Genomic DNA, 23,124 nt, shown 5'->3' with positions numbered 1-23,124 from the left:
CGCCCCCGACAGATCAGATCAGCGTACTGGCACGCCCTTCAAGGACTTCCCAGGCGGCCCTCACCGGTGCGAACGAGCGCCGATGAATGGGCGTAGGCCCCAGCCGCGCGAGAGCTTCGAGGTGCAACGGCGTCGGGTAGCCTTTGTGCCCGCCGATGCCGTAACCCGGGTAGATCAGCTCGAACGCGCTCATCTCGCGATCACGCGTGACCTTAGCCAGGATCGAAGCAGCGGCGATGGCTGGCACCTGGGAATCCCCCTTGACCACCGGCGCAGCTGGCACCGACAGTTTCGGGCAGCGGTTGCCATCGATCAACGCCAGTTTCGGCGTGACGCTCAACCCTTCCACCGCACGCTGCATGGCCAGCATGGTGGCCTGCAGGATGTTCAGTTGGTCGATCTCACCGACCGTGGCACGAGCGATGCAAAAGGCCAGTGCCTTTTCGCAGATTTCGTCGAACAGCAACTCACGACGTGCCTCGGTGAGCTTCTTCGAGTCGTTCAGGCCAAGGATCGGCCGCTGCGGATCGAGGATCACCGCTGCCGTGACCACGTCTCCGCACAGCGGGCCACGCCCGACTTCGTCTACACCCGCGACCAGGTCTTCGACCAGGTTGAAATCAAGTCCCATCTGCATGTCATCGATCCTTCAGCAGGCCCAGCACTGCGTCGGCAGCCTGGTTGGACGCATCACGGCGCAAGGTGCGGTGAATCTGGTCGAAGCCTTCGGTCTGCTCATTGCCCTGCGTCACCAACGGTGCCAGCGTGGCCGCCAAAGCGTCAGGCGTTGCGGCGTCCTGCAGCAGCTCAGGGACCAGCAGGCGCTGGGCGAGCAGATTGGGCAGCGACACATAGGGACTCTTGACCATGCGCTTGAGAATCCAGAAGGTCAGCGGCGCAAGGCGATAGGCGACCACCATGGGGCGCTTGTACAGCAAAGCTTCGAGCGTGGCAGTACCCGAGGCAATCAGGACCGCATCGCAGGCCGCCAACGACTGGTGCGATTGCCCATCGAGCAAGGTCAATGGGAGCTCGCGCCCCTGCAGCATCTGTTCGATCTGGGCACGTCGTGCAGGATTGGCGCAGGGCGACACGAAACGCACACCCGGCACCAGGGTTTGCAGACGTTTGGCGGTCTCGAGGAACAACTCGCCGAGCCGCCCCACTTCGCCACCACGACTACCCGGCATCAAGGCTACCAGCGGCCCTTCGCCCAGCCCCAGCGCTGCGCGCGCGGCAGTGCGATCGGCCTCGAGCGGGATGGTATCGGCCAGCGGATGGCCGACAAAACGTACCGGCACACCCTTTTCTTCGTAGAATTTCGCCTCGAAGGGGAACAGCGTCAGCATCAGGTCGCAACCTTCACGAATCTTCAGCACACGCTTCTGCCGCCACGCCCAGACCGATGGACTGACGTAATGCACGGTCTTGATCCCGGCCTGACGCAGCTTCAGTTCGATATTGAGGGTGAAATCCGGTGCGTCGATGCCGATGAACACGTCGGGCTTCTCGCCGATCAGTGTCTGGATCAGGTCCTTGCGCCGCTTGAGCAGCTCGCGCAGGCGCCCCAGGACTTCGACCAGCCCCATGACCGCCAGGCGTTCCATGGGGAAATACGACTGCAGCCCTTCGGCTTCCATCAACGGGCCGCCGACACCAATGAAACGCACATCGGGATGACGCGCCTTGAGCGCGCGCATCAGGCCGGAGCCGAGGATGTCGCCGCTGGCCTCACCGGCGACCAGCGCTACGCAAAGCGACGCCATGTCAGCGGGTGATGCCGCGGGCAGAATTGAGGATCGACTGGCGGAACAGTTCGACTTCCGGGTGCTGCCCGGCCAGTTCGTCCAGCTCCTTGATCGCCTCTTCCACGGTCAAGCCTTGGCGATAGACGATCTTGTAGGCACGGCGCAAGTCATGGATGACCTCGTCGCTGAAACCGCGACGGCGCATACCTTCAAAGTTCATGCTGCGCGCCTCGGCCGGGCTGCCGAACACCGTGACGAACGCCGGAACATCTTTGCCGATCGCCGTGCCCATGCCAGAGAACGCGTGAGCGCCGATATGGCAATACTGGTGCACCAGGGTGTAGCCGGACAGGATGGCCCAGTCGCCCACGTGCACATGCCCGGCCAGCGCCGTATTGTTGACCAGGATGCAATGGTTGCCGATCACGCTGTCATGGCCGATGTGGGCATAGGCCATGATCAGGTTGTGATCGCCAAGCGTGGTTTCCGAACGGTCCTGCACAGTACCGCGGTGAATGGTGACACCTTCGCGGATCACGTTGTGATCGCCGATCACCAGGCGCGTCGGCTCCCCCTTGTACTTGAGGTCGGGCGTGTCTTCGCCGATGGAGCTGAACTGATAGATGCGATTGTGCTTGCCGATCCGGGTGGGCCCCTTGAGCACCACGTGCGGACCAATGACGGTGCCCTCCCCGATTTCGACATCGGGGCCTACGATCGACCAAGGGCCGACCTCGACGCCGTCGGCCAGCTTGGCCGAGGGATCGATGATCGCCCGCGGATCAATCGAACTCATAGGGAGCGTTCCGCGCAGGTGATCTCGGCCGAGCAGACCGGCTTGCCGTCGACCAGAGCACGGCACTCGAACTTCCAGATCATGCTCTTGCGGCTGAGGAACTTGGCTTCCAGCACGAGCTGGTCACCCGGCAACACCGGCTGACGGAAACGCAGCTTGTCGGAGCCGACGAAGTAATAAAGAGTGCCATCGGCAGGCTTCGCATCGAGCATCTTGAAGCCGAGAATTCCGGCCGCCTGGGCCATTGCCTCGATGATCAGCACGCCCGGCATGATCGGGTGCGCCGGGAAATGGCCGTTGAAGAACGGCTCGTTGATGCTGACATTCTTGTAGGCACGAATGCTCTGGGCCTCGAAGTCCAGCTCCGTGACCCGGTCCACCAGCAGGAACGGGTAACGGTGAGGCAGGTATTCGCGAATCTCGTTGATGTCCATCATTTCGGGGGGAAGCCTGTAATAAGAATAGGGAGCGCAGGTGCTGACCACACGCTCCTTTTGCAGTCCAAAGAGGAGCCAGCTAGCGACTGTTCACTCTTGCTCAGGAAATGGTATCAGCCTTCTGATGCCGGCTGGCCACCTGAGGTCACGGTCTCGACGCGTTTTTCCAGTTGCTGCAGACGCTTGGACATCTCGTCGAGCTGGCGTATACGCGCTGCGCTCTTGCGCCACTCGGCCAACGGCTGCATGGCAGTACCGGAAGAATAGCCGCCCGGCTCGGTGATCGAGCGGGTGACCATGGTCATACCGGAGACGAAGACGTTGTCGCAAACATCGATATGACCAACCATGCCGACGCCGCCCGCAATCATGCAGTGCTTGCCGATACGCGTGCTGCCGGAAATTCCGACGCAAGCCGCCATTGCGGTATGGTCTCCGATCTGCACGTTGTGGGCGATCTGAATCTGGTTGTCGAGCTTGACGCCATTGCCGATTCGCGTGTCAGACAGCGCGCCACGGTCCACAGCGGTGTTGACACCGATCTCCACATCGTCACCCAGCGTCACGCCGCCGATCTGGGCAATCTTCTGCCAGACACCTTTCTCGTTGGCGAAACCGAAGCCCTCACCACCGATCACCGCACCCGACTGAATGACCACACGCTTGCCGATGGTGACATCGTGGTACAGCGTCACACGCGGGGCAAGCCAGCCACCCTCGCCGATGATGCAGCGGGCACCGACAAAGCAATGTGCGCCAACGGTCACGTTCGCACCGATGCGCGCACCGCTTTCGATGACCGCGAACGGCCCGATGCTGGCGCTCGCATCCACCTGGGCATCGTCAGCTACCACGGCGCTGGGATGAACTCCCGCCACAGCCTTGGGCTTGGGATCGAACAAGTGAGAAATACGAGCATAAGCCAGGTAAGGATCGGGGACGATCAGCGCGTTACCGCTGAAGCCTTCGGCATCCTCGGCCTTGATCAGTACCGCTGCCGCCCGATTGTCATCCAGGAACTTGCGGTACTGACGATTGGCGAGGAAGCTCAACTGCCCCGGACCAGCCTCCTGCAAGGTGGCCAGCCCGGTGATTTCAAGCGACTCGGGGCCACTGAGCGTGGCCCCGAGGGTCTCGGCCAACTGACCGAGCGTCATGGTCACGGTCATATCAACGCGCTTGGTTCATGCGCTCGATGACCTGGCGGGTGATGTCATACTGAGGTTTGACATCGATTACCGCACCACGCTCGAGCACCAGGTCGAAACCACCTTTCTTGATGACTTCCTCGACGGCACCGTCGAGCTTGGGCTTGAGCTGCTTGAGCATGTCGCGATCAGCAACGGCCTTCGCTTCGTTGAGTTCCTTGGACTGGAACTGGAAGTCACGGGCTTTTTGCTTGAACTCGAGCTCCAGGCGCTCACGCTCCTGCTGCTGCATCTTGTCGCCACCCTTGATCAGTCGATCCTGGATGCCCTTGGCGCTGCTTTCCAGAGTTTTCAGCTGGTTCAGTTGCGGGCCGAACTTCTTCTCGGCATCGACAGCGTACTTTTTGGCGGCGTCTGATTCGAGCAGCGCCATCTGGTAGTTCAGAACGGCAATCTTCATTTCGGCGAAAGCCGGGGTGGCGACCAGCGCCGCGGCCACTACGGCCAGTTGAGTCAACTTACGCACGATGCACTCCTGGATAAACCGTTGTCGTTAAGCAAGGGCCAAGCTTAGAAAGTCTGGCCCAGAGAGAATTGGAACACCTGGGTGTCGGCGTCGTCCGGCTTCTTGATCGGCATCGCCAGGCTGAAGCTCAACGGGCCCAGCGCGGTAATCCAGGTCACGCCCAGGCCGACGGAGCTGGCCATGTCGGAGAAACCGACCTTCGCGCAGTCAGGCTTGGAGCCGCAGTTGGTGTCGAACACGTTACCCACATCCCAGAAGACCGAGGTACGCAGCGAACGCTGGTCCTTGACGAACGGCAGCGGGAACAGCAGCTCGACACCACCCTGTACGAGGACGTTACCACCGAACGGCAGCGGGTCCTGGTCCGGGTCACGAATGGTACCTGGTTTGCCCCCCGGATTACCTTCGCCACGACTCGGCGTACTGCGTGGGCCCAGGCTGCTGTCCTTGAAGCCGCGGACAGAGTTGAAGCCACCCGCATAATAGTTCTCGTAGAACGGCAGGCCCGAGGTACCGCCGAAACCATCACCATAGCCCAGCTCAGTATGCAGGCGTAGGGTGTAGTCGTTGCTCAGTGGCTTGAACAGCTGGCCGCGGTAGTCAAGCTTGTAGAACGACAGGTCGCTGCCCGGTACGGTAGTTTCCAGAGTCAGGCTTTGCGAATGACCACGGGTTGCCAGCACGCCTTTGTTCAGGGTCGATTCGGACCAGCCGATCGACGCCTTGAAGTTCAGGAAGTTGTCGCCTTCCTTGTCGAGGAAGTCGAAGATCTCGTCGACGGTGTAGCGGCCGGTCTTGATCTTGTCTTGCTGCACGGTCAGGCCGTAGGTCAGGCGCGAGGTCTCGCTGATTGGGTAACCCAGGCTGACGCCGGCACCGAGGCTGTCTACTGCATAGCTCGCCACGTCGACATCGAGGTCATCGTAGTTGGTGCTGCGGTAGAAGGCGTTGTAGCCCAGGCTCACGCCATCGGCAGTGAAGTAGGGGTCAACGAAGCCGAAGTTGTATCGGGTCTGGTATTCGCTTCGGGTCAGGCCGATGGACACCTTGTTACCGGTACCCAGGAAGTTGCTCTGGCTGATCGAACCACCCAGGATCAGGCCCGCGCTCTGGGCGAAACCGACGCTGGCGGTGATCGAACCGGAAGCCTGCTCCTCGACCGCATAGTTGACGTCGACCTGGTCGTCGGTGCCTGGCACCGGCGGCGTCTCGACGTTGACTTCCTTGAAGAAGCCCAGGCGCTCGAGGCGGGTCTTGGACTGGTCGATGAGATAAGTGGATGCCCACCCACCTTCCATCTGACGCATCTCGCGACGCAGCACCTCGTCTTCGGTCTTGGTGTTGCCGCGGTAGTTGATGCGGTTGACGTAGGCACGCTTGCCCGGATCGACGACGAACATGATGTCGACGGTGTGATCCTGGTCGTTAGGTTGCGGCACGCCGTTGACGTTGGCGAAGGTATAGCCTTCGTTACCCAGTCGACGGGTGATCAGGTCGGAGGTGGTGGTCATCACCTTGCGCGAGAAGACCTGGCCTGGCTGCACCAGCAACAGCGACTTGACCTGGTCTTCCGGCACTTTCAGGTCACCGGAGAGTTTCACGTCACGAACGGTGTACTTCTCGCCTTCGTTGACGTTGACAGTAATGTAGACGTGCTTCTTGTCCGGGGTAATCGATACCTGGGTGGACGCGATGTCCATGTTGATGTAGCCGCGGTCCAGGTAATAGGAACGCAGACGCTCCAGGTCACCGGAGAGTTTTTCACGTGCGTACTTGTCGTCGTTCTTGAAGAACGACAGCCAGTTGGTGGTTTTCAGTTCGAAGAGCTGGGAGAGGTCTTCGTCGCTGAACACGGTGTTGCCCACCACGTTGATGTGCTGGATCGCCGCGACGGTACCTTCGTTGATCTTGATCTTCAGGCCGACACGGTTGCGTGGCTGCGGCACGACCTCGGCATCGACCTCGGCCGAGTAGCGGCCCTGGGCCACGTACTGGCGCTGCAGCTCGTTACGCACGCCCTCGAGCGTGGCGCGCTGGAAGATCTCGCCCTCGGCCAGGCCGGACTGCTTCAGGCCCTTCATCAGGTCTTCGGTACTGATCGCCTTGTTGCCCTCGATCTCGATGCTCGACACCGATGGGCGCTCGACCACGTTGATGATCAGGACATTGCCGTCGCGATCCAGCTGGATGTCCTGGAAGAAACCGGTCTTGAACAGCGAGCGAGTCGACTCCACCAGGCGGCGGTCATCGACCTGGTCGCCTACGTTCAACGGCAACGCGCCGAACACGCTGCCGGCGGAAACCCGCTGCAGGCCGTTGACACGAATATCGGAGATGGTGAAGGACTCGGCGTGAACTTCAGCGATCATCAGTGCGGAGAGGACCGCAGTTAGCAGCAGACGTTTCATGAAGTCCTTTTATTCCAACTGGCAATAAACAACCCGCCACCGCAGCACGGCGGCAGGTTCGCAATAGAGCGAAGCGTTAAAGTCGACCCAGATCGTTGATCAGGGCGAGCAACATCACCCCAATGACCAAACTGATACCGATCTGGACCCCCCAACCTTGCACCCGATCCGAGAGCGGACGACCGCGCGCCCACTCGATCAGGTAGAACAGCAAATGCCCCCCATCCAGTACCGGGATGGGCAGCAGGTTCAGAACCCCCAGGCTTATGCTCAGGTAGGCTAGGAAATTCAGGAAATCCCCAACGCCCGACTGGGCTGAAGCGCCCGCCACTTTAGCAATGGTTATCGGTCCGCTCAAGTTTTTTACCGAGAGCTCCCCGAACAGCATTTTCTTCAGCGATTCAAGGGTCAGGACACTCATGTTCCAAGTGCGCGAGAGCCCCTCGCCGACCGCCTCCAGCGGCCCGTAGCTGACCTCTCGAAGCATGTTCGCAGGCCACTCGGCGCCTTTGACGCCAGCCCCCAGATAACCTCCGGACGCCTGCCCTTCCCCTTTGCGCGCCAGCGTCACCGGCAGTCCCAGCTGCGCGCCATCACGCTCGATACGCAGTAGCACCTTCGCCTCGGGGCGCGCCCGAACAGTGTCCACCACCTGCTGCCAGTCACCCAGTGCGACACCATCGAGTGCCAGGAGTCTATCGCCGGTCTTCAGCCCGGCAGCAGCGGCCGGGCCCTTGGGATCGATTTCGGCGAGCACCGGACTTACCGCCGGCCGCCAGGGGCGCAGCCCCAGGGACTGGATCGGGTCAGGCTCATCGGCACCCTTGAGCCATTGATTCAGGCGGATTTCATGCTGACGCTCCAGCGTGGCGCCGTCGTCGCGCACGCCCACCCGCAAGCTGCCGCTCTCGCCCAGGCGACGCACCAGTTGCAGATTGACCGCCGACCAGCCACTGGTCGGCTTGCCATCGATCGAAACAATTTCCTGGCCTGCCACAAGGCCTGCAGATGCCGCCAGGCTGCCCGACTCGACCGCTCCGATGACCGGACGCACCTGCTGGCTGCCGAGCATGGCGACCACCCAGAAGAACAGGATGGCGAGCAGGAAGTTGGCAATCGGACCGGCGGCAACGATAGCAATACGCTGTCCAACCGATTTGCGATTGAAGGATTGATCAACAAGCGCGGGCGGCACATCGCCTTCGCGCTCATCGAGCATCTTGACGTAGCCGCCCAGCGGAATCGCTGCGACGACAAACTCGGTGCCATGGCGGTCGTGCCAGCGCACCAACGGCGTGCCGAACCCCACCGAGAAGCGCAGGACTTTCACTCCGCACTTGCGTGCCACCCAGAAGTGGCCGAATTCGTGAAAGGTGACCAGTACACCCAGAGCCACCAGGGTGCCGATAATCATGTAGAGCGCAGTCATATCCATCTCCGAATGACGTTCAGCCAGGCCTGGGGCCGACGGGAAATCAGCGGCCGTGGCGCCTCAACCATTCCCGGGACAGCTCCCGGGCCCGCTGGTCGGCGGCGAACACCGATTCCAGCGAAGGCAACGGCACTACCGACTCCTGCTCGAGCACCTGTTCGATCATACCCGCGATTTCCGGGAAGCGGATACGCCGCTGGAGAAATGCCTCGACCGCCACTTCGTTGGCGGCGTTGAGCACGGCAGGCGCACTGTTGCCCGCTTCGGCAGCTTCTCGCGCCAGGCGCAGGCAGGGGAATCGCTGCTCGTCGGGCGCCTGGAAATCCAGACGGGCGACCGCGAACAGGTCCAGCGGCGCGACACCGGAATCGATCCGCTCAGGCCATGCCAGAGCGTTGGCGATCGGTGTCCGCATGTCCGGGTTGCCCAACTGCGCCAACACCGAACCATCCACATAGTCGACCAGCGAATGGATCACACTTTGCGGGTGTACCACCACCTCGACCTTGGCTGGCGCAGCATCAAACAGCCAGCAGGCCTCGATCAGCTCGAGCCCTTTGTTCATCATGCTTGCCGAGTCGACCGAAATCTTGCGCCCCATCGACCAGTTCGGATGAGCACAGGCCTGCTCCGGCGTGACGTCCATCAGCGCCTGCGCCGAGGTTTCACGGAAGGGCCCACCAGACGCCGTCAGCAGGATACGACGCACACCAACGTGCGCCAGGCCACGGGCATAGTCGCCGGGCAAGCACTGGAAGATGGCATTGTGCTCGCTGTCGATCGGCAGCAGCACTGCACCACTGGTGCGCACCGCTTCCATGAACAGCGCGCCGGACATCACCAGCGCCTCCTTGTTGGCCAGCAGCACCTTCTTGCCGGCCTGCACCGCCGCCAAGGTCGGACGCAGACCAGCAGCGCCGACGATAGCAGCCATCACGGTGTCCACTTCGCTGGCAGACGCAACCTGGCAGAGACCTGCCTCGCCTTCCAGCACTTCGGTGGTGCTGCCCGCCGCCGCCAGCCCTTCACGCAGGCGGGCGACCGAGTCGGCGTCCGGCACCACCGCATACGCCGGACGATGGCGCAGGCACAGGCCGAGCAATTCATCCAGGCGTGAATAGCCGCTCAAGGCAAACACCTGGTAGCGCTCGGGGTGACGGGCAATCACATCCAGCGTACTCAGGCCGATCGACCCGGTCGCACCGAGCACGGTAATCCGCTGCGGATGACTCACATCACACCCCATTCGGCCGCCCAGAGCAGCACGGCGAACATCGGGATCGCCGCGGTCAGGCTGTCGATACGATCCAGCACGCCGCCATGACCAGGCAGCAGGTTACTGCTGTCCTTGATGCCTTCGCGACGCTTGAACATGCTTTCGGTCAGGTCGCCAACCACCGACGACATGACCACGATCACCGCGCCGACCAGGCCGAGCAGCAACTGCCCCAACCCCCAGTCGCGCACGAGCCCGACCACCAGGGTGATCAACAGGCTCACGGCCATGCCGCCATACACACCCTCCCAGCTCTTGCCGGGGCTGACGTGCGGCGCCAGCTTGCGCTTGCCAAAGGCACGACCAGAGAAATATGCACCGATGTCGGCAGCCCAGACCAGCACCATCACCGCCAGGATCAAGCCATTGCCCAATGGCCAATGCTTGAGCAGCAACAGGCCTTGCCAGGCGGGTAACAGCACCAGCAGACCGATCAGCAGACGGCAGGCGGCACTGCTCCACAACTCAGCGCTACGTGGGTAGGTGAGCACCAGCCAAGTCGCCAGGCCCCACCAGATCACCGACGCCCCCAGCACCCAGGGCGCAAGGTCCGGCATGAGGTAGAGCACCATCAGCGCTCCAGCGACCACGGCGGCATAGGCGATGCGCAATGGCTGGGCCATCAACCCGGCCAGACGCGCCCATTCCCAGGCACCAAGGGTCACCACGAAACCGATGAACAGGGCGAAATCCGCGCCGTTGAGCAGGAAGAAACCGCCCAGCGCGATCGGCAACAGGATCAGCGCGGTAATGATGCGTTGTTTAAGCATTAAGCACGAGCTCCAGCCTCGACCTGCTCGCTGGTCTTACCGAAGCGGCGTTGGCGCGAAGCGAAATCGGCCAGTGCATTACGCATGGCCTCGTGTTTGAAGTCCGGCCAGTACAGGTCGGAGAAATACAGCTCGGCGTAGGCCAACTGCCACAACAGGAAGTTGCTGATGCGGTGTTCGCCGCCGGTGCGAATGCACAGGTCGGGCAACGGCAGGTCCCCCGTGGCAAGGCAGGTCTGCAGCAGACCGGGCGTGATATCGTCCGGGCGCAGATGGCCGGCCTGGACTTCGCGCGCCAGGCGCTGGGCAGCCTGGGCGATATCCCAATGACCGCCATAGTTGGCAGCGATCTGCAGGATGAAACGATCATTGCCGGCGGTCAGCGCTTCGGCTTCTCGCATCGCGGCCTGTAGCTCCGGATGGAAGCGCGAGCGGTCACCGATGATGCGCAGGCAGATGTTGTTGTCGTTCAGGCGCTTGGCCTCGCGGCGCAAGGCCGAGAAGAACAGCTCCATCAACGCACCCACCTCATCGGCCGGACGCTGCCAGTTCTCGCTGGAGAAGGCGAAGAGCGTGAGCACTTCGACCTTGGCCTCGGCACAGACTTCGATCACCGCACGCACCGCATCGACGCCGGCCTTGTGCCCGGCAACGCCAGGCAGCAGGCGCTTTTTCGCCCAGCGGTTGTTGCCGTCCATGATGATAGCGACGTGACGCGGCACCGACGAGGGTGCCGCCTGCTTGGTCTTTTCCATGAAAAAGTCCTGGCCTCAGACGGCCATCAGGTCCTTTTCCTTGGCTTTGAACGCAGCATCGACGTCTGCCACGAACTTGTCGGTCAGCTTCTGGATCTCGTCAGCTGCACGACGCTCTTCGTCTTCGCTGATTTCCTTGTCCTTGGTGAGCTTCTTCAGGTCGGCCAATGCGTCGCGACGCACGTTGCGCACGGCAACCTTGGCATCCTCGGCAACGCCGCTGGCCTGCTTGGTGTAGCCCTTGCGGGTTTCTTCGGTCAGGGCCGGCATCGGCACGCGAATGGTGGTACCGGCGCTCGACGGGTTCAGGCCCAGGTCGGAGGTCAGGATGGCCTTCTCGATCGCGGCGCTGAGGTTCTTGTCGTGGGCGACGATCTTGAGGGTGCGGGCGTCCTCGACGGTGATCGCGGCCACCTGGTTCAGCGGCATCTCGCTACCCCAGGCCGGAACCTTGACGCCATCCAGGATGCTTGGGTGGGCGCGACCGGTGCGGATCGCTGCCAGGTTGCGGGCCAACGCCTCGAGGGACTTGCCCATGCGCTCCTGCGCGTCTTTCTTGATGTCGTTGATCATGCTTCGCCTTCCTCGATCAAAGTACCTTCAGCGCCACCCACCACGATGTTCAGCAGGGCGCCAGGCTTGTTCATGTTGAATACCCGCAATGGCATCTTGTGGTCGCGGCACAGGCAGATTGCGGTCAGGTCCATGACACCGAGCTTGCGATCCAGCACCTCGTCGTAGGTGAGGTGGTCGAACTTCTCGGCATGCGGATCCTTGAATGGGTCGGCAGTGTACACACCATCGACCTTGGTCGCCTTCAGCACCACGTCGGCATCGATTTCGATGGCACGCAGGCAGGCTGCGGAGTCGGTGGTGAAGAACGGATTGCCGGTACCGGCGGAGAAAATTACCACATCCCCGGAGTTGAGGTGGCGAATAGCTTTGCGACGATCGTAATGATCGGTGACGCCGACCATGGAGATGGCAGACATGACCAGTGCCGGGATGTTCGAGCGCTCCAGCGCATCGCGCATGGCCAGTGCGTTCATTACAGTGGCCAGCATGCCCATGTGGTCGCCCGTGACGCGGTCCATGCCGGCTGCACTGAGCGCGGCGCCGCGGAACAGGTTACCACCACCGATCACCAGGCCGACCTGGACACCGATACCGACCAGCTGGCCAACTTCCAGGGCCATGCGGTCCAGCACCTTCGGGTCGATCCCGAAGTCTTCCGAGCCCATCAGGGCCTCGCCGCTAAGTTTGAGCAAAATGCGTTTATAGCGAGGTTGGCGACCACTCACCTGCTGAGCCATTGCGAGTCTCTCCTGCGGCGTACTTTTAGAAAATTCCGTGCGGGCTGTGTGCAGCCTGCTAACTGTAGCGTGGCACTGCTTCAGTGCCAGCGCACAGGGCCAGATAAACCCTTGCGCGCTTTGACAAAGAGGCTGCGCGCGTGAGCGGGCAGCCTCTTCGGGGCGACAGACGAGTCCGTCTTACTGCTTGGCGGCAGCGACCTGGGCGGCAACTTCGGCAGCGAAGTCGTCAACCGGCTTCTCGATGCCTTCGCCAACTTTGAAGTAGGTGAAGGAAACGATTTCAGCACCGGCTTTCTTGGCCAGATCGCCGACCTTGACTTCCGGGTTCATGACGAAGGCCTGCTCTTTCAGCGAGGCTTCTGCCTTGAACTTGGTGATACGGCCGTTGATCATGTTCTCAACGATGTTTTCCGGCTTGCCAGCGATCTTGTCGGCGTTCAGCTGCAGGAAGACGCCCTTCTCGCGCTCGATGGCCTCGGCGGAGATTTCCGACGAATCCAGGAACTCAGGGTTCGAAGCTGCAACGTGCATGGCGATGTTCTTGGCCAGCTCTACGTCACCGCCTTTCAGAACGACGGCAGCGCCGATCTTGTTGCCGTGCAGGTAGGCACCGACCACGTCGCCTTCGACGCGAGCCAGACGACGGATGTTGACGTTCTCGCCGCACTTGGCGACCAGGGCTTCACGAGCGGCTTCACGCGAAGCGATCAGCGGAGCGGCGTCGGTCAGCTTCTGGGCGAAGGCTTCTTCCAGGCTTTCGGCAACGAAAGTCTTGAAGTCGTCTTGCAGGGCCAGGAAGTCGGTCTGCGAGTTCACTTCCAGCAGAACGGCGACCTTACCGTCGGTCTTGACGGCGATAGCACCTTCAGCGGCAACGTTGCCAGCCTTCTTGGCGGCCTTGATGGCGCCCGAGGCACGCATGTCGTCAATGGCTTTCTCGATGTCGCCGCCGGCCTTTTCCAGGGCCTTTTTGCAATCCATCATGCCTTCGCCGGTACGCTCGCGCAGTTCTTTGACCAGCGCTGCAGTAATTGCTGCCATTTCAAAATCCTCTTGGAAAGTTTTTCAACCATTCCACCCGTTCATCACGGGCGTTCAATTCTGGAAATCCGCTGTCTTCACACCAGCGCCACGCATGATGCGGCGTGCTTGCTGACAGGAGGATTTCAGGTGGCAAAAAGGGGGCCAAGCCCCCTTTTCGCGTGCCAAGTAGACGCCAGGCGTCAATTACTCAGCAGCTGGTGCCGCCGCTTCTTCGGCGTAGACTTCGGTACCGCCGGCAACGTTGTTGCGACCGCGGATGACGGCGTCAGCCATCGAAGTCATGTACAGCTCGATGGCGCGGATTGCGTCGTCGTTGCCTGGGATCACGAAGTCAACGCCTTCCGGGCTGCTGTTGGTATCGACAACGCCGATGACCGGGATGCCCAGCTTGTTGGCTTCGGTGATTGCAATGCGCTCGTGATCGACGTCGATGACGAACAGTGCATCAGGCAGACCGCCCATGTCCTTGATACCACCCAGGCTGCGATCCAGTTTTTCCAGGTCGCGCGAGCGCATCAGGGCTTCTTTCTTGGTCAGCTTGGCGAAGGTGCCATCTTCGGCCTGGGTTTCCAGGTCGCGCAGACGCTTGATCGAAGCACGGATGGTCTTGTAGTTGGTCAGCATGCCGCCCAACCAGCGGTGATCAACGTATGGCGAACCGCAACGAGCAGCTTGCTCGGCGACCAGTTTGCCAGCGGAACGCTTGGTGCCGACGAACAGGATCTTGTTCTTGCCCTGGGCCAGGCGCTCTACGAACGACAGAGCGTCGTTGAACATCGGCAGGGTTTTTTCCAGGTTGATAATGTGGATCTTGTTGCGCGCGCCGAAAATGTACTTGCCCATTTTCGGGTTCCAGTAACGGGTCTGGTGGCCGAAGTGCACACCGGCCTTCAGCATATCGCGCATGTTGACTTGGGACATGATAGTTCCTTGATAAGTCGGGTTGGGCCTCCACGTATCCCAATGACCAACCCATGGATCCGAAGACCCCGGGCACCCAGGCCATCGTGTCGACACGTGTGTGGGTTTGAGCTGACGGGGACCTCCCCGAAAGCGGCGCATTTTATACCACAGACAGAAGACGAACGGAACCCGCAAGGTGCTTCATCCGTCAGTGGCTTTTGCAGCAGCCCGGCAATCGCGCCAGAATGCCCTCCATAGACCACCGGATCCGCGGTTTTCTCCCCACAGAACGCCGCCCTGCTCTGTTAGAATCCGGCCTTTCCCGTTTGTTGCGCGCCGCCCGGCGCCGTAGAGAGCCTGTAATGACCGTCACCATCAAGACCGCAGAAGACATCGAGAAGATGCGCATCGCCGGCCGCCTGGCCGCCGAAGTCCTCGAAATGATCGAAGAGCACGTCAAGCCTGGCGTGACCACCGAGGAACTCGACCGCCTGTGCCACGACTACATCGTCAACGTCCAGCAGGCGATCCCGGCGCCGCTCAACTACAAGGGCTTCCCCAAGTCGATCTGCACCTCGATCAACCATGTGGTCTGCCACGGCATCCCCAACGAAAAGCCGCTCAAGGATGGCGACACCATCAACATCGACGTGACGGTGATCAAGGATGGCTACCACGGCGACACCAGCCGCATGTTCCATGTCGGCACCGTCGCGCCCTGGGCAGAGCGCCTGTCCAAGGTCACCCAAGAGTGCCTGTACAAAGCCATCGAGCTCATCAAGCCGGGCTGCCGCCTGGGCGACATCGGCGAAGTGATCCAGAAGCACGCGGAAAAGAACGGTTTCTCGGTGGTTCGCGAGTTCTGCGGCCATGGCATCGGCAAGGTGTTCCATGAAGAACCGCAGATCCTGCACTACGGCAGGGCCGGCACCGGCATGGAACTGAAAGAAGGCATGACCTTCACCATCGAGCCGATGATCAACCAGGGCAAGGCCGACACCAAGGTGCTGGGCGATGGCTGGACCGCCATCACCAAGGATCGCAAGCTCTCGGCACAGTGGGAACATACGCTGGTGGTCACCGCCACGGGCTATGAAATCTTCACCCTGCGCAAAGACGACACCATTCCCCGTACCTCGGCGTAATTCAACTCAGGAAGGCGACTCGATGCCCCAGGTGGATCCAGAGCTGTTCGACCGTGGCCAGTTCCAGGCGGAACTGGCGCTCAAGGCAAGCCCCATTCCCGCCTTCAAGAAGGCTCTGCGCCAGGCCGCAGAAGTCTTCGACAGACGCTTTCGCGAAGGCGTCGAGATCCGCCGCCTGATCGAGGACCGCGCCTGGTTCGTCGACAATATCCTGCAACAGGCCTGGAACCAGTTCGACTGGGGCAATCCGGACGGCATCGCCCTGGTCGCGGTTGGCGGCTACGGCCGCGGTGAGCTGCACCCCTGGTCGGACATCGACCTGCTGATCCTGCTCGACCAGGCGGAACACGAGCAGTATCGCGACGCCATCGAGCGCTTCCTGACACTGCTGTGGGACATCGGCCTGGAAGTCGGTCAGAGCGTGCGCACCGTCGAGGAATGCGCCGAGCAGGCGCGCGCCGACCTGACAGTGATCACCAACCTGATGGAAAGCCGCACCGTCGCCGGCCCCGAGACGCTGCGCGAGCGCATGCTGGAAGTCACCAGCACCGCGCACATGTGGCCCAGCAAGGAGTTCTTCCTGGCCAAGCGTGCCGAGCTCAAGGCACGGCACCACAAGTACAACGACACCGAGTACAACCTGGAGCCCAACGTCAAGGGTTCGCCAGGTGGCCTGCGCGACATCCAGACCGTGCTCTGGGTTGCCCGCCGCCAGTACGGCACCCTCAACCTGCACGCGCTGGCTGGCGAAGGTTTTCTGCTGGAAAGCGAGAACGACCTGCTGGCCTCGTCGCAGGCCTTCCTCTGGCGCGTGCGCTACGCCCTGCACATGCTCGCCGGACGCGCCGAAGACCGCCTGCTGTTCGACCACCAGCGCAGTATCGCGGCGCTGCTCGGCTACAGCGACGAGAACCCCAAGCGCGCCATCGAGCAGTTCATGCAGCAGTACTACCGGGTGGTGATGAGCATCAGCCAGCTCTGCGACCTGATCATCCAGCACTTCGAGGAAGTGATCCTCGCCGACGACAATGGCAGCACCCAGCCGCTGAACTCGCGCTTTCGCCTGCATGACGGCTATATAGAGGCGGTCAACCCGAACGTCTTCAAGCGCACCCCGTTCGCCATGCTGGAGATCTTCGTGCTGATGGCCCAGCATCCGGAGATCAAGGGCGTACGCGCCGACACCGTGCGGCTTCTGCGTGAACATCGGCACCTGATCGACGACAAGTTCCGCAACGATATCCGCAACACCAGCCTGTTCATCGAACTGTTCAAGTGCGAGATCGGCATCCACCGCAACCTGCGGCGCATGAACCGCTATGGCATCCTCGGTCGCTACCTGCCGGAATTCGGCCTGATCGTCGGACAGATGCAGCACGACCTGTTCCACATCTATACGGTCGATGCGCACACGCTCAACCTCATCAAGCACCTGCGCAAACTGCAGTACACCCCGGTGTCGGAGAAATTCCCGCTGGCCAGCAAGCTCATGGGACGCCTGCCCAAGCCTGAGCTGATCTACCTCGCCGGCCTTTATCACGACATCGGCAAGGGTCGCCAGGGCGATCACTCCGAGCTCGGTGCGGTGGATGCTCAGGCGTTCTGCGAGCGCCATCAGCTACCGGCCTGGGACTCGCGGCTGATTGCCTGGCTGGTGCAGAGCCACCTGGTGATGTCCACCACCGCCCAGCGCAAGGACCTCTCCGACCCGCAGGTGATCAACGATTTCGCCCTGTTCGTCGGCGACGAAACCCGCCTGGACTACCTCTACGTGCTGACCGTGGCCGACATCAACGCCACCAACCCCAGCCTGTGGAACTCCTGGCGCGCCAGCCTGCTGCGCCAGCTCTACACCGAGGCCAAGCGCGCGCTGCGCCGGGGCCTTGAGAACCCGCTGGACCGCGAGGAGCAGATCCGCCAGACACAAAGCGCCGCGCTGGACATCCTCGTGCGCGAAGGCACAGACCCGGACGATGTGGAGCAACTCTGGTCGCAGCTGGGCGACGACTATTTCCTCAAGCACACCGCCGCCGATGTGGCCTGGCACAGCGATGCGATTCTCCAGCAGCCGGCCGATGGCGGCCCGCTGGTGCTGATCAAGGAAACCACCCAGCGCGAGTTCGAAGGCGGCACGCAGATCTTCATCTACGCGCCCGACCAGCACGACTTCTTCGCCGTGACCGTGGCGGCGATGTCGCAGCTCAACCTGAACATCCACGACGCCCGCATCATCACCTCCAGCAGCCAGTTCACCCTCGACACCTACATCGTGCTCGACAACGACGGCGGCTCGATCGGCGACAACCCGCAGCGGGTCAAGCAGATCCGCGAAGGGCTGACCGAGGCACTGCGCAATCCCGAGGATTACCCGACCATCATCCAGCGGCGCGTGCCGCGCCAGCTCAAGCACTTCAACTTCGCGCCGCAGGTGACCATCCTCAACGATGCCCAGCGCCCGGTGACCATCCTCGAAATCACCGCACCCGACCGGCCCGGCCTGCTGGCGCGCCTGGGGCGGATCTTCCTGGAGTTCGACCTGTCGCTGCAGAACGCCAAGATCGCCACCCTCGGCGAGCGCGTGGAAGACGTGTTCTTCATCACCGACGCCGACAACCAGCCGCTCTCCGACCCGCAACTGTGCAGCCGCCTGCAGGAAGCCATCGTCGAACAGTTGCAGGCCGGCCAGTCCAGCGATACCAGCCCTACCCGCGTGACCTTCTGACGATTACGAGACCTTGCGCCGATGAACCATGCCTTGACCCAGCTTCAGCCCTATCCCTTCGAGAAGCTCCGCGCCCTGCTCGGCAGCGTGAAACCTGCCGCGGACAAACGCGCCATTGCCCTGTCGATCGGTGAGCCGAAGCATGAATCCCCGGCGTTCGTCGCCAAGGCCCTGGCCGACAACCTCGATAAACTGGCGGTCTACCCCAGCACCCTCGGCCTGCCGGCCCTGCGCCAGGCCATCGTCCAATGGTGCGAGCACCGTTTTGGCGTGCCCGCTGGCTGGCTCGATGCCGACCAGCATGTCCTGCCGGTCAATGGCACCCGTGAAGCGCTCTTCGCCTTCACGCAAACGGTGGTCAACCGCGCCGACGACGGCCTGGTGGTCAGCCCCAACCCGTTCTACCAGATCTACGAAGGCGCGGCGCTGCTGGCCGGAGCTACTCCGCACTACCTGCCCTGCCTGGAAAACAACGGCTTCAACCCTGATTTCGACGCGGTGCCGGTCGAGATCTGGAAGCGCTGCCAGATCCTGTTCCTGTGCTCCCCTGGCAACCCCACCGGCGCACTGGTGCCGATGGACACCCTGAAAAAGCTGATCGCCCTGGCCGACGAGCACGATTTCGTGATTGCCGCCGACGAGTGCTACAGCGAGCTGTACTTCGACGAAGACGCTCCACCACCAGGCCTGCTGAGCGCCTGCGCCGAGCTCGGCCGCAGCGACTTCAAACGCTGCGTGGTGTTCCACAGCCTGTCCAAGCGCTCCAACCTGCCGGGTCTGCGTTCGGGCTTCGTCGCTGGCGATGCCGAGATCATCAAGCCATTCCTGCTGTACCGCACCTACCACGGTTGCGCCATGCCGGTGCAGACGCAACTGGCCAGCGTCGCCGCCTGGCAGGACGAAGCCCATGTGCGCGCAAACCGCGACCAGTACCGCGCCAAGTACGATGCCGTGCTCGAGATCCTGCAACCGGTGATGGACGTGCAACGCCCGGATGGCAGCTTCTATCTGTGGGCCAAGGTGCCGGGCAGCGACGCTGATTTTACCCGTGACCTGTTCGAAGCCGAGCACGTGACCGTTGTGCCGGGCTCGTATCTGTCGCGTGAAGTGGATGGCGTCAATCCGGGCGCAGGACGCGTGCGCATGGCGCTGGTTGCGCCTCTGGCCGAGTGCATCGAGGCGGCCGAGCGGATTCGCGGGTTCCTCGCAGGGCGCTGAAATACCTCTCCCCTTGGGGCTGGCGTCGATGTCAGCCCCTAGGTAACTATCTAACGGCACTCGGGCGCTGGGATGCCTGAACGCGTGTCACCGCCCAGACTTATGTAATGCCACGTAGCTTGATCGGTCGCAGATCATCCTGAGTTCCAACCACACCAGGAACTCTCCGATGTATACACTCGCCTCACTCCGTACTCGCCACCGCATCGATCAGCAGCTCTCCCATGATCTGGCCGTTACCGAGAACCCCCGCAACAGGGGCCAGAGCAACGGCGGTCGAAAAAAGCGTGGACTGATCGAGACCGGCCGACTATGGGCATCCGGTCGTACTTTGTGGATCTCGTTTCTCGGTGCTCCGGACAGAAAGCTCAAGATGTCGATCTTCGAACTGGCTTGCCAGTGGGTGGATCTTTCCGGCGCCAACCTGGAGCTTGATCTGTCAGAAGATGATGACAAACATGCCCAGATCAGGATCCTCACAGGCGAACATGCAGAGCACAACGAATCAGACATCGGCACCGATGCACTGGCTAGTGAAGACTACACCATGTCGCTGAATGTCATACCGGGGGATGAATCATTCGAATCCACCGTGTTACACGAGTTCGGCCATGCACTAGGATTCGAACATGAACAGCTACACCCCGATGCCACCATCCCCTGGAACGAGCCGGCTCTATTCGAAGCTGCCAAGCAATCGGATGACTGGTCAGAGCAAGACATCAGGGAGACTTACCTGAACAAACGGCCCGACAACGAACTGATCAAAACCCAGTACGATCCGCTCTCTATAATGCATTACCCGATTGCGGCCTGGATGACCTTGGATGGATCCGAGGTAGTCCAGAATACGGAGCTCAGTGCGAAAGACCTCGAGATGATGCGCCTGGCCTACCCACACGACTGACGCTAACGAACCTGCCCCAGGTTCGCCTCGCTCATGTCCAGTTCACCCAGCACCTGGCGCACTACTTCATCCCCCACCAGGTGCTGGCGATGCAGGCTGTACAGTTCCAGCCGCTGTGCGCGCAATGCACGCAAGCGCAAGCGGCGCTCCAGAAGATCCATCTGCTCGGCCAGCGCACGCGCTTCGGCGCTGTCGTTGTAACTGTCCAGCTCGTCCCGGTATTCCGCCATCAGGCGCGCCTTCAACTCGGTCGCCAGCGTCGCCTGGGCGGCATCCTGCGGGGCATTGGCATCGATGACCTCCTCGGCCTCCAGTGCATGGATAGCGGCTTCCGCGGTGCGTCTCCAGGCTTCCTGTACTTCCTGATGCAGGCGTTCGTCCGGGCTCTTGGTTACCCCGCGCAACAGAATCGGCAGGGCGATGCAGGCACTGATCAGCGACAGCAGGATCACCCCGGCGGCAATGAAGATCAGCAGATCACGCTCCGGGAACGCCTGGCCGGCCCCGATCAGCAAGGGCACCGACATCACACCCGCCAAGGTCACGGCCCCGCGCACGCCGCCCAGGGTCAACAGCCAGCACGAACGTGCGCTGGGCATCAGCACCAACGCCGACTTACCGCGCCAGCGGCGCACCACGCCGATAGCGCGCCACACGCTTTGTACCCAGACGAACCGCAGCAGCACCAACGCCACGAAGATCGCCACCACATCGAGGCAACGCCAGGCCAGGGTCGGCCACAACGACGTTTCGTGGCTGACCACTGCCTTGATGATGTCGGGTAATTGCAAGCCCAGCAGCAGGAAGATCAGACCATTGAAGGCGAACTCCAGCAGCGACCAGACGCTGCGGTTGAGCAGGCGCGTGCTGGTCTGACGCGGCAACAGGTCGAGCCAGCTCTGCATCATCCCTGCCGCCACCGCCGAGAGAATGCCCGAGACACCGAGCCGTTCGGCCAGCACGTAGGCGGCAAAGGGCAACAGCAGCATGAACACCACATGCGTCGCCGGATCGTCCCAGCCCCGAGCGATCATCCAGGCACGCAGGCGCCCCACCAACCAGCTCAGTCCCACGCCAACCGCAAGCCCGCCGATGGCTACCAGCACGAACGTCAGGCTGGCATCGGTCAACGAAAAAACCCCGGTAATGGCTGCCGCCAATGCGAACTTGAACGTCACCAGGCCCGAAGCATCGTTCATCAGCGCTTCGCCCTGGAGCATGTGCATCAAGGGTGTTGGCAGGCGATCCTGGGTAATCGCCGAAACTGCCACCGCATCAGTGGGCGAGAGCACCGCGGCCAGGGCGAACGCTACCGGCAGTGGAATGCTTGGCAGGATCCAGTGAATGAAGTATCCCGCGCCCACCACGGTGAACAGCACCAGCCCCACGGCCAAGGCCACCACCGGGCCACGAATGCGCCATAGCTCGCGCTTAGGGATACGCCAGCCATCGGCGAACAGCAACGGCGGCAGGAACAGGAACAGGAACAACTCGGGATCCAGGGCCACGTGCAGGCCGAGTGTTGGCCAGGCCAGCAGCGCTCCAGCGCCGATCTGCACCAGTGGCAGGGGCAGCGGGATCATCCGCCCCACCAGCTTGGAGACACTGACCAGCATCAGCAGGATAAGAACGGTATAAGCTGACTGCATGTGGCGTGTTTCCCTTTTCGATTCAAAAGCGGTCCTGGTCGCCTTGGACAACGCCGTCGGTAACTGGACACATATAGTAACGAGCCAAGCCGCCAACGAACTGCTGCACCTAAGTCGCAAGTCGCCGGAGAAGATGTAACGCCATGCTACACAAACAGCTGATTCAGGAACCGCTGTTATAACTCCAACATCGTCATAACAAGGAAGGTCTTTCGATGAGTACGTCACCGAGCAACCACACAATCAGCAACGATAGCCCCGATCGCGCCCTGCTCGTGATCGATATCCAGAATGACTTCACCCCCGGCGGCGCCCTGGAGGTGCCCCGCGGCGACGAGATCGTGCCGCTGGTCAACCAGATCGCCGTGAATTTCCGCACTGTGGTCCAGGCCCAGGACTGGCATCCCGCCGGGCATATCTCCTTCGCTTCCAGCCATCCCGGCAAGAACCCCTACGACATCATCGAACTGCCCTACGGCCCCCAGGTGCTTTGGCCGGATCACTGCGTGCAGGGCAGCCAGGGTGCCGAATTCCACCCCAAGGTAGACCTGCCCCACGCCCAGTTGATCGTGCGCAAGGGCGGCAACCCGCTGGTAGACAGCTACTCGGCCTTCTTTGAAGCCGACCAGAAGACCACCACCGGCCTCGCCGGCTACCTGCGTGAAAAAGCGGTCACCAGCGTCTACGTGGTGGGCCTTGCCCTGGATTTCTGCGTGGCCTGGACTGCCCTGCACGCACGGCGCGAACGCTTCACCACCTATGTAGTGCTGGACGCCTGCCGCGCCATCGACAAAGACGGCTCGCTGGAAAATGCAATGAGCAAGATGCAGCACGCCGGGGTGAATTTCATCAAGTCCGGGCAGTTGCTCGACAAAGGCTGAAAACTCGTCGGTCAGAAGCCGGCGCCACAGCCGTGGCGCCGTG

21 protein-coding genes are annotated in these 23,124 nt (G+C 61.9%); 5 read left to right on the top strand and 16 right to left on the bottom strand.

Translation table 11 applies throughout. The features are described from left to right. Positions 1-13 precede the first annotated feature (13 nt). From rnhB to rpsB, 15 genes are all read right to left on the bottom strand, one after another. Positions 14-637 carry a ribonuclease HII gene (gene rnhB / locus HU729_RS19620; RefSeq protein ID WP_186667229.1) on the bottom strand — a complete coding sequence of 208 codons (624 nt, stop codon included), beginning with the start codon at positions 635-637 and terminating at the stop codon, positions 14-16. A 1-nt stretch (position 638) separates the two neighbouring features. Beyond that, complete coding sequence (lpxB, locus tag HU729_RS19615) at positions 639-1,766, bottom strand: lipid-A-disaccharide synthase (protein WP_186711302.1); 1,128 nt, start codon at positions 1,764-1,766, stop codon at positions 639-641. A gap of 1 nt (position 1,767) precedes the next feature. After that, positions 1,768-2,544: an acyl-ACP--UDP-N-acetylglucosamine O-acyltransferase gene (gene lpxA, locus HU729_RS19610; RefSeq protein WP_186667231.1), complete on the bottom strand. Its 777-nt coding sequence runs from the start codon at positions 2,542-2,544 to the stop codon at positions 1,768-1,770. Then, the gene (gene fabZ / locus HU729_RS19605; RefSeq protein ID WP_011535269.1) at positions 2,541-2,981 is read right to left on the bottom strand and encodes a 3-hydroxyacyl-ACP dehydratase FabZ; all 441 of its coding nucleotides are present in this window, start codon (positions 2,979-2,981) and stop codon (positions 2,541-2,543) included. Before fabZ ends, lpxA begins: the two co-directional genes overlap by 4 nt. A 113-nt stretch (positions 2,982-3,094) precedes the next feature. Further along, positions 3,095-4,150 carry a UDP-3-O-(3-hydroxymyristoyl)glucosamine N-acyltransferase gene (gene lpxD, locus HU729_RS19600; protein WP_186711301.1) on the bottom strand — a complete coding sequence of 352 codons (1,056 nt, stop codon included), beginning with the start codon at positions 4,148-4,150 and terminating at the stop codon, positions 3,095-3,097. Position 4,151: 1 nt separating this feature from the next. Further along, positions 4,152-4,655, bottom strand: coding sequence for an OmpH family outer membrane protein (locus HU729_RS19595; RefSeq protein ID WP_054891073.1), 504 nt, complete (start codon positions 4,653-4,655; stop codon positions 4,152-4,154). 44 nt (positions 4,656-4,699) lie between these two features. Further along, positions 4,700-7,063: an outer membrane protein assembly factor BamA gene (gene bamA, locus HU729_RS19590; RefSeq protein ID WP_063545919.1), complete on the bottom strand. Its 2,364-nt coding sequence runs from the start codon at positions 7,061-7,063 to the stop codon at positions 4,700-4,702. Between the two features lie 76 nt (positions 7,064-7,139). Then, positions 7,140-8,492: an RIP metalloprotease RseP gene (gene rseP / locus HU729_RS19585; protein WP_186711300.1), complete on the bottom strand. Its 1,353-nt coding sequence runs from the start codon at positions 8,490-8,492 to the stop codon at positions 7,140-7,142. 46 nt (positions 8,493-8,538) lie between these two features. After that, the gene (gene ispC, locus HU729_RS19580) at positions 8,539-9,729 is read right to left on the bottom strand and encodes a 1-deoxy-D-xylulose-5-phosphate reductoisomerase (protein WP_186711299.1); all 1,191 of its coding nucleotides are present in this window, start codon (positions 9,727-9,729) and stop codon (positions 8,539-8,541) included. Then, positions 9,726-10,541 carry a phosphatidate cytidylyltransferase gene (locus HU729_RS19575; RefSeq protein ID WP_054891077.1) on the bottom strand — a complete coding sequence of 272 codons (816 nt, stop codon included), beginning with the start codon at positions 10,539-10,541 and terminating at the stop codon, positions 9,726-9,728. Before HU729_RS19575 ends, ispC begins: the two co-directional genes overlap by 4 nt. Next, the gene (gene uppS / locus HU729_RS19570; protein WP_186711298.1) at positions 10,541-11,296 is read right to left on the bottom strand and encodes a polyprenyl diphosphate synthase; all 756 of its coding nucleotides are present in this window, start codon (positions 11,294-11,296) and stop codon (positions 10,541-10,543) included. The genes HU729_RS19575 and uppS overlap by 1 nt, the downstream gene beginning before the upstream one ends. A gap of 15 nt (positions 11,297-11,311) precedes the next feature. Beyond that, on the bottom strand, positions 11,312-11,869 hold the full coding sequence (gene frr / locus HU729_RS19565; protein ID WP_186667236.1) for a ribosome recycling factor: 558 nt from the start codon (positions 11,867-11,869) through the stop codon (positions 11,312-11,314). Further along, on the bottom strand, positions 11,866-12,609 hold the full coding sequence (pyrH, locus tag HU729_RS19560; RefSeq protein WP_023381972.1) for a UMP kinase: 744 nt from the start codon (positions 12,607-12,609) through the stop codon (positions 11,866-11,868). Before pyrH ends, frr begins: the two co-directional genes overlap by 4 nt. A gap of 180 nt (positions 12,610-12,789) precedes the next feature. Further along, positions 12,790-13,653 (bottom strand): translation elongation factor Ts, encoded by an 864-nt coding sequence (gene tsf, locus HU729_RS19555; RefSeq protein ID WP_186667237.1) that lies wholly within the window; start codon positions 13,651-13,653, stop codon positions 12,790-12,792. A 186-nt stretch (positions 13,654-13,839) separates the two neighbouring features. Further along, the gene (rpsB, locus tag HU729_RS19550) at positions 13,840-14,577 is read right to left on the bottom strand and encodes a 30S ribosomal protein S2 (RefSeq protein WP_054891081.1); all 738 of its coding nucleotides are present in this window, start codon (positions 14,575-14,577) and stop codon (positions 13,840-13,842) included. A 344-nt stretch (positions 14,578-14,921) separates the two neighbouring features. Between rpsB and map the strand changes: the two genes are divergently transcribed. The 4 genes from map to HU729_RS19530 all read left to right on the top strand — a co-directional run bounded on the left by map (position 14,922) and on the right by HU729_RS19530 (position 20,551). After that, a complete protein-coding gene (gene map / locus HU729_RS19545; RefSeq protein ID WP_186667238.1) occupies positions 14,922-15,704 on the top strand; it encodes a type I methionyl aminopeptidase in 783 nt (260 codons plus the stop codon). 22 nt (positions 15,705-15,726) lie between these two features. Then, positions 15,727-18,426 carry a [protein-PII] uridylyltransferase gene (locus tag HU729_RS19540; RefSeq protein ID WP_186711297.1) on the top strand — a complete coding sequence of 900 codons (2,700 nt, stop codon included), beginning with the start codon at positions 15,727-15,729 and terminating at the stop codon, positions 18,424-18,426. A 21-nt stretch (positions 18,427-18,447) separates the two neighbouring features. Beyond that, the gene (gene dapC / locus HU729_RS19535; RefSeq protein WP_186711296.1) at positions 18,448-19,644 is read left to right on the top strand and encodes a succinyldiaminopimelate transaminase; all 1,197 of its coding nucleotides are present in this window, start codon (positions 18,448-18,450) and stop codon (positions 19,642-19,644) included. 169 nt (positions 19,645-19,813) lie between these two features. After that, entirely contained in the window at positions 19,814-20,551 is a 738-nt protein-coding gene (locus HU729_RS19530) for a peptidase M12 (RefSeq protein WP_186711295.1), read from the top strand. A 2-nt stretch (positions 20,552-20,553) separates the two neighbouring features. Here the strand turns inward: HU729_RS19530 and HU729_RS19525 are convergent, their stop codons facing one another. Then, positions 20,554-22,200, bottom strand: a complete 1,647-nt coding sequence (locus tag HU729_RS19525) for a Na+/H+ antiporter (protein ID WP_186667242.1) — start codon at positions 22,198-22,200, stop codon at positions 20,554-20,556. Between the two features lie 215 nt (positions 22,201-22,415). On the opposite strand from HU729_RS19525, the gene pncA reads away from it, so the two are divergent. Next, positions 22,416-23,081, top strand: a complete 666-nt coding sequence (gene pncA / locus HU729_RS19520; RefSeq protein ID WP_186667243.1) for a bifunctional nicotinamidase/pyrazinamidase — start codon at positions 22,416-22,418, stop codon at positions 23,079-23,081. Positions 23,082-23,124 lie beyond the last annotated feature (43 nt).

This window comes from Pseudomonas sp. RW10S2, assembly GCF_014268985.1.
GTDB lineage: Bacteria > Pseudomonadota > Gammaproteobacteria > Pseudomonadales > Pseudomonadaceae > Aquipseudomonas > Aquipseudomonas wayambapalatensis.
This window is presented reverse-complemented; position numbering and strand designations above follow the sequence as displayed.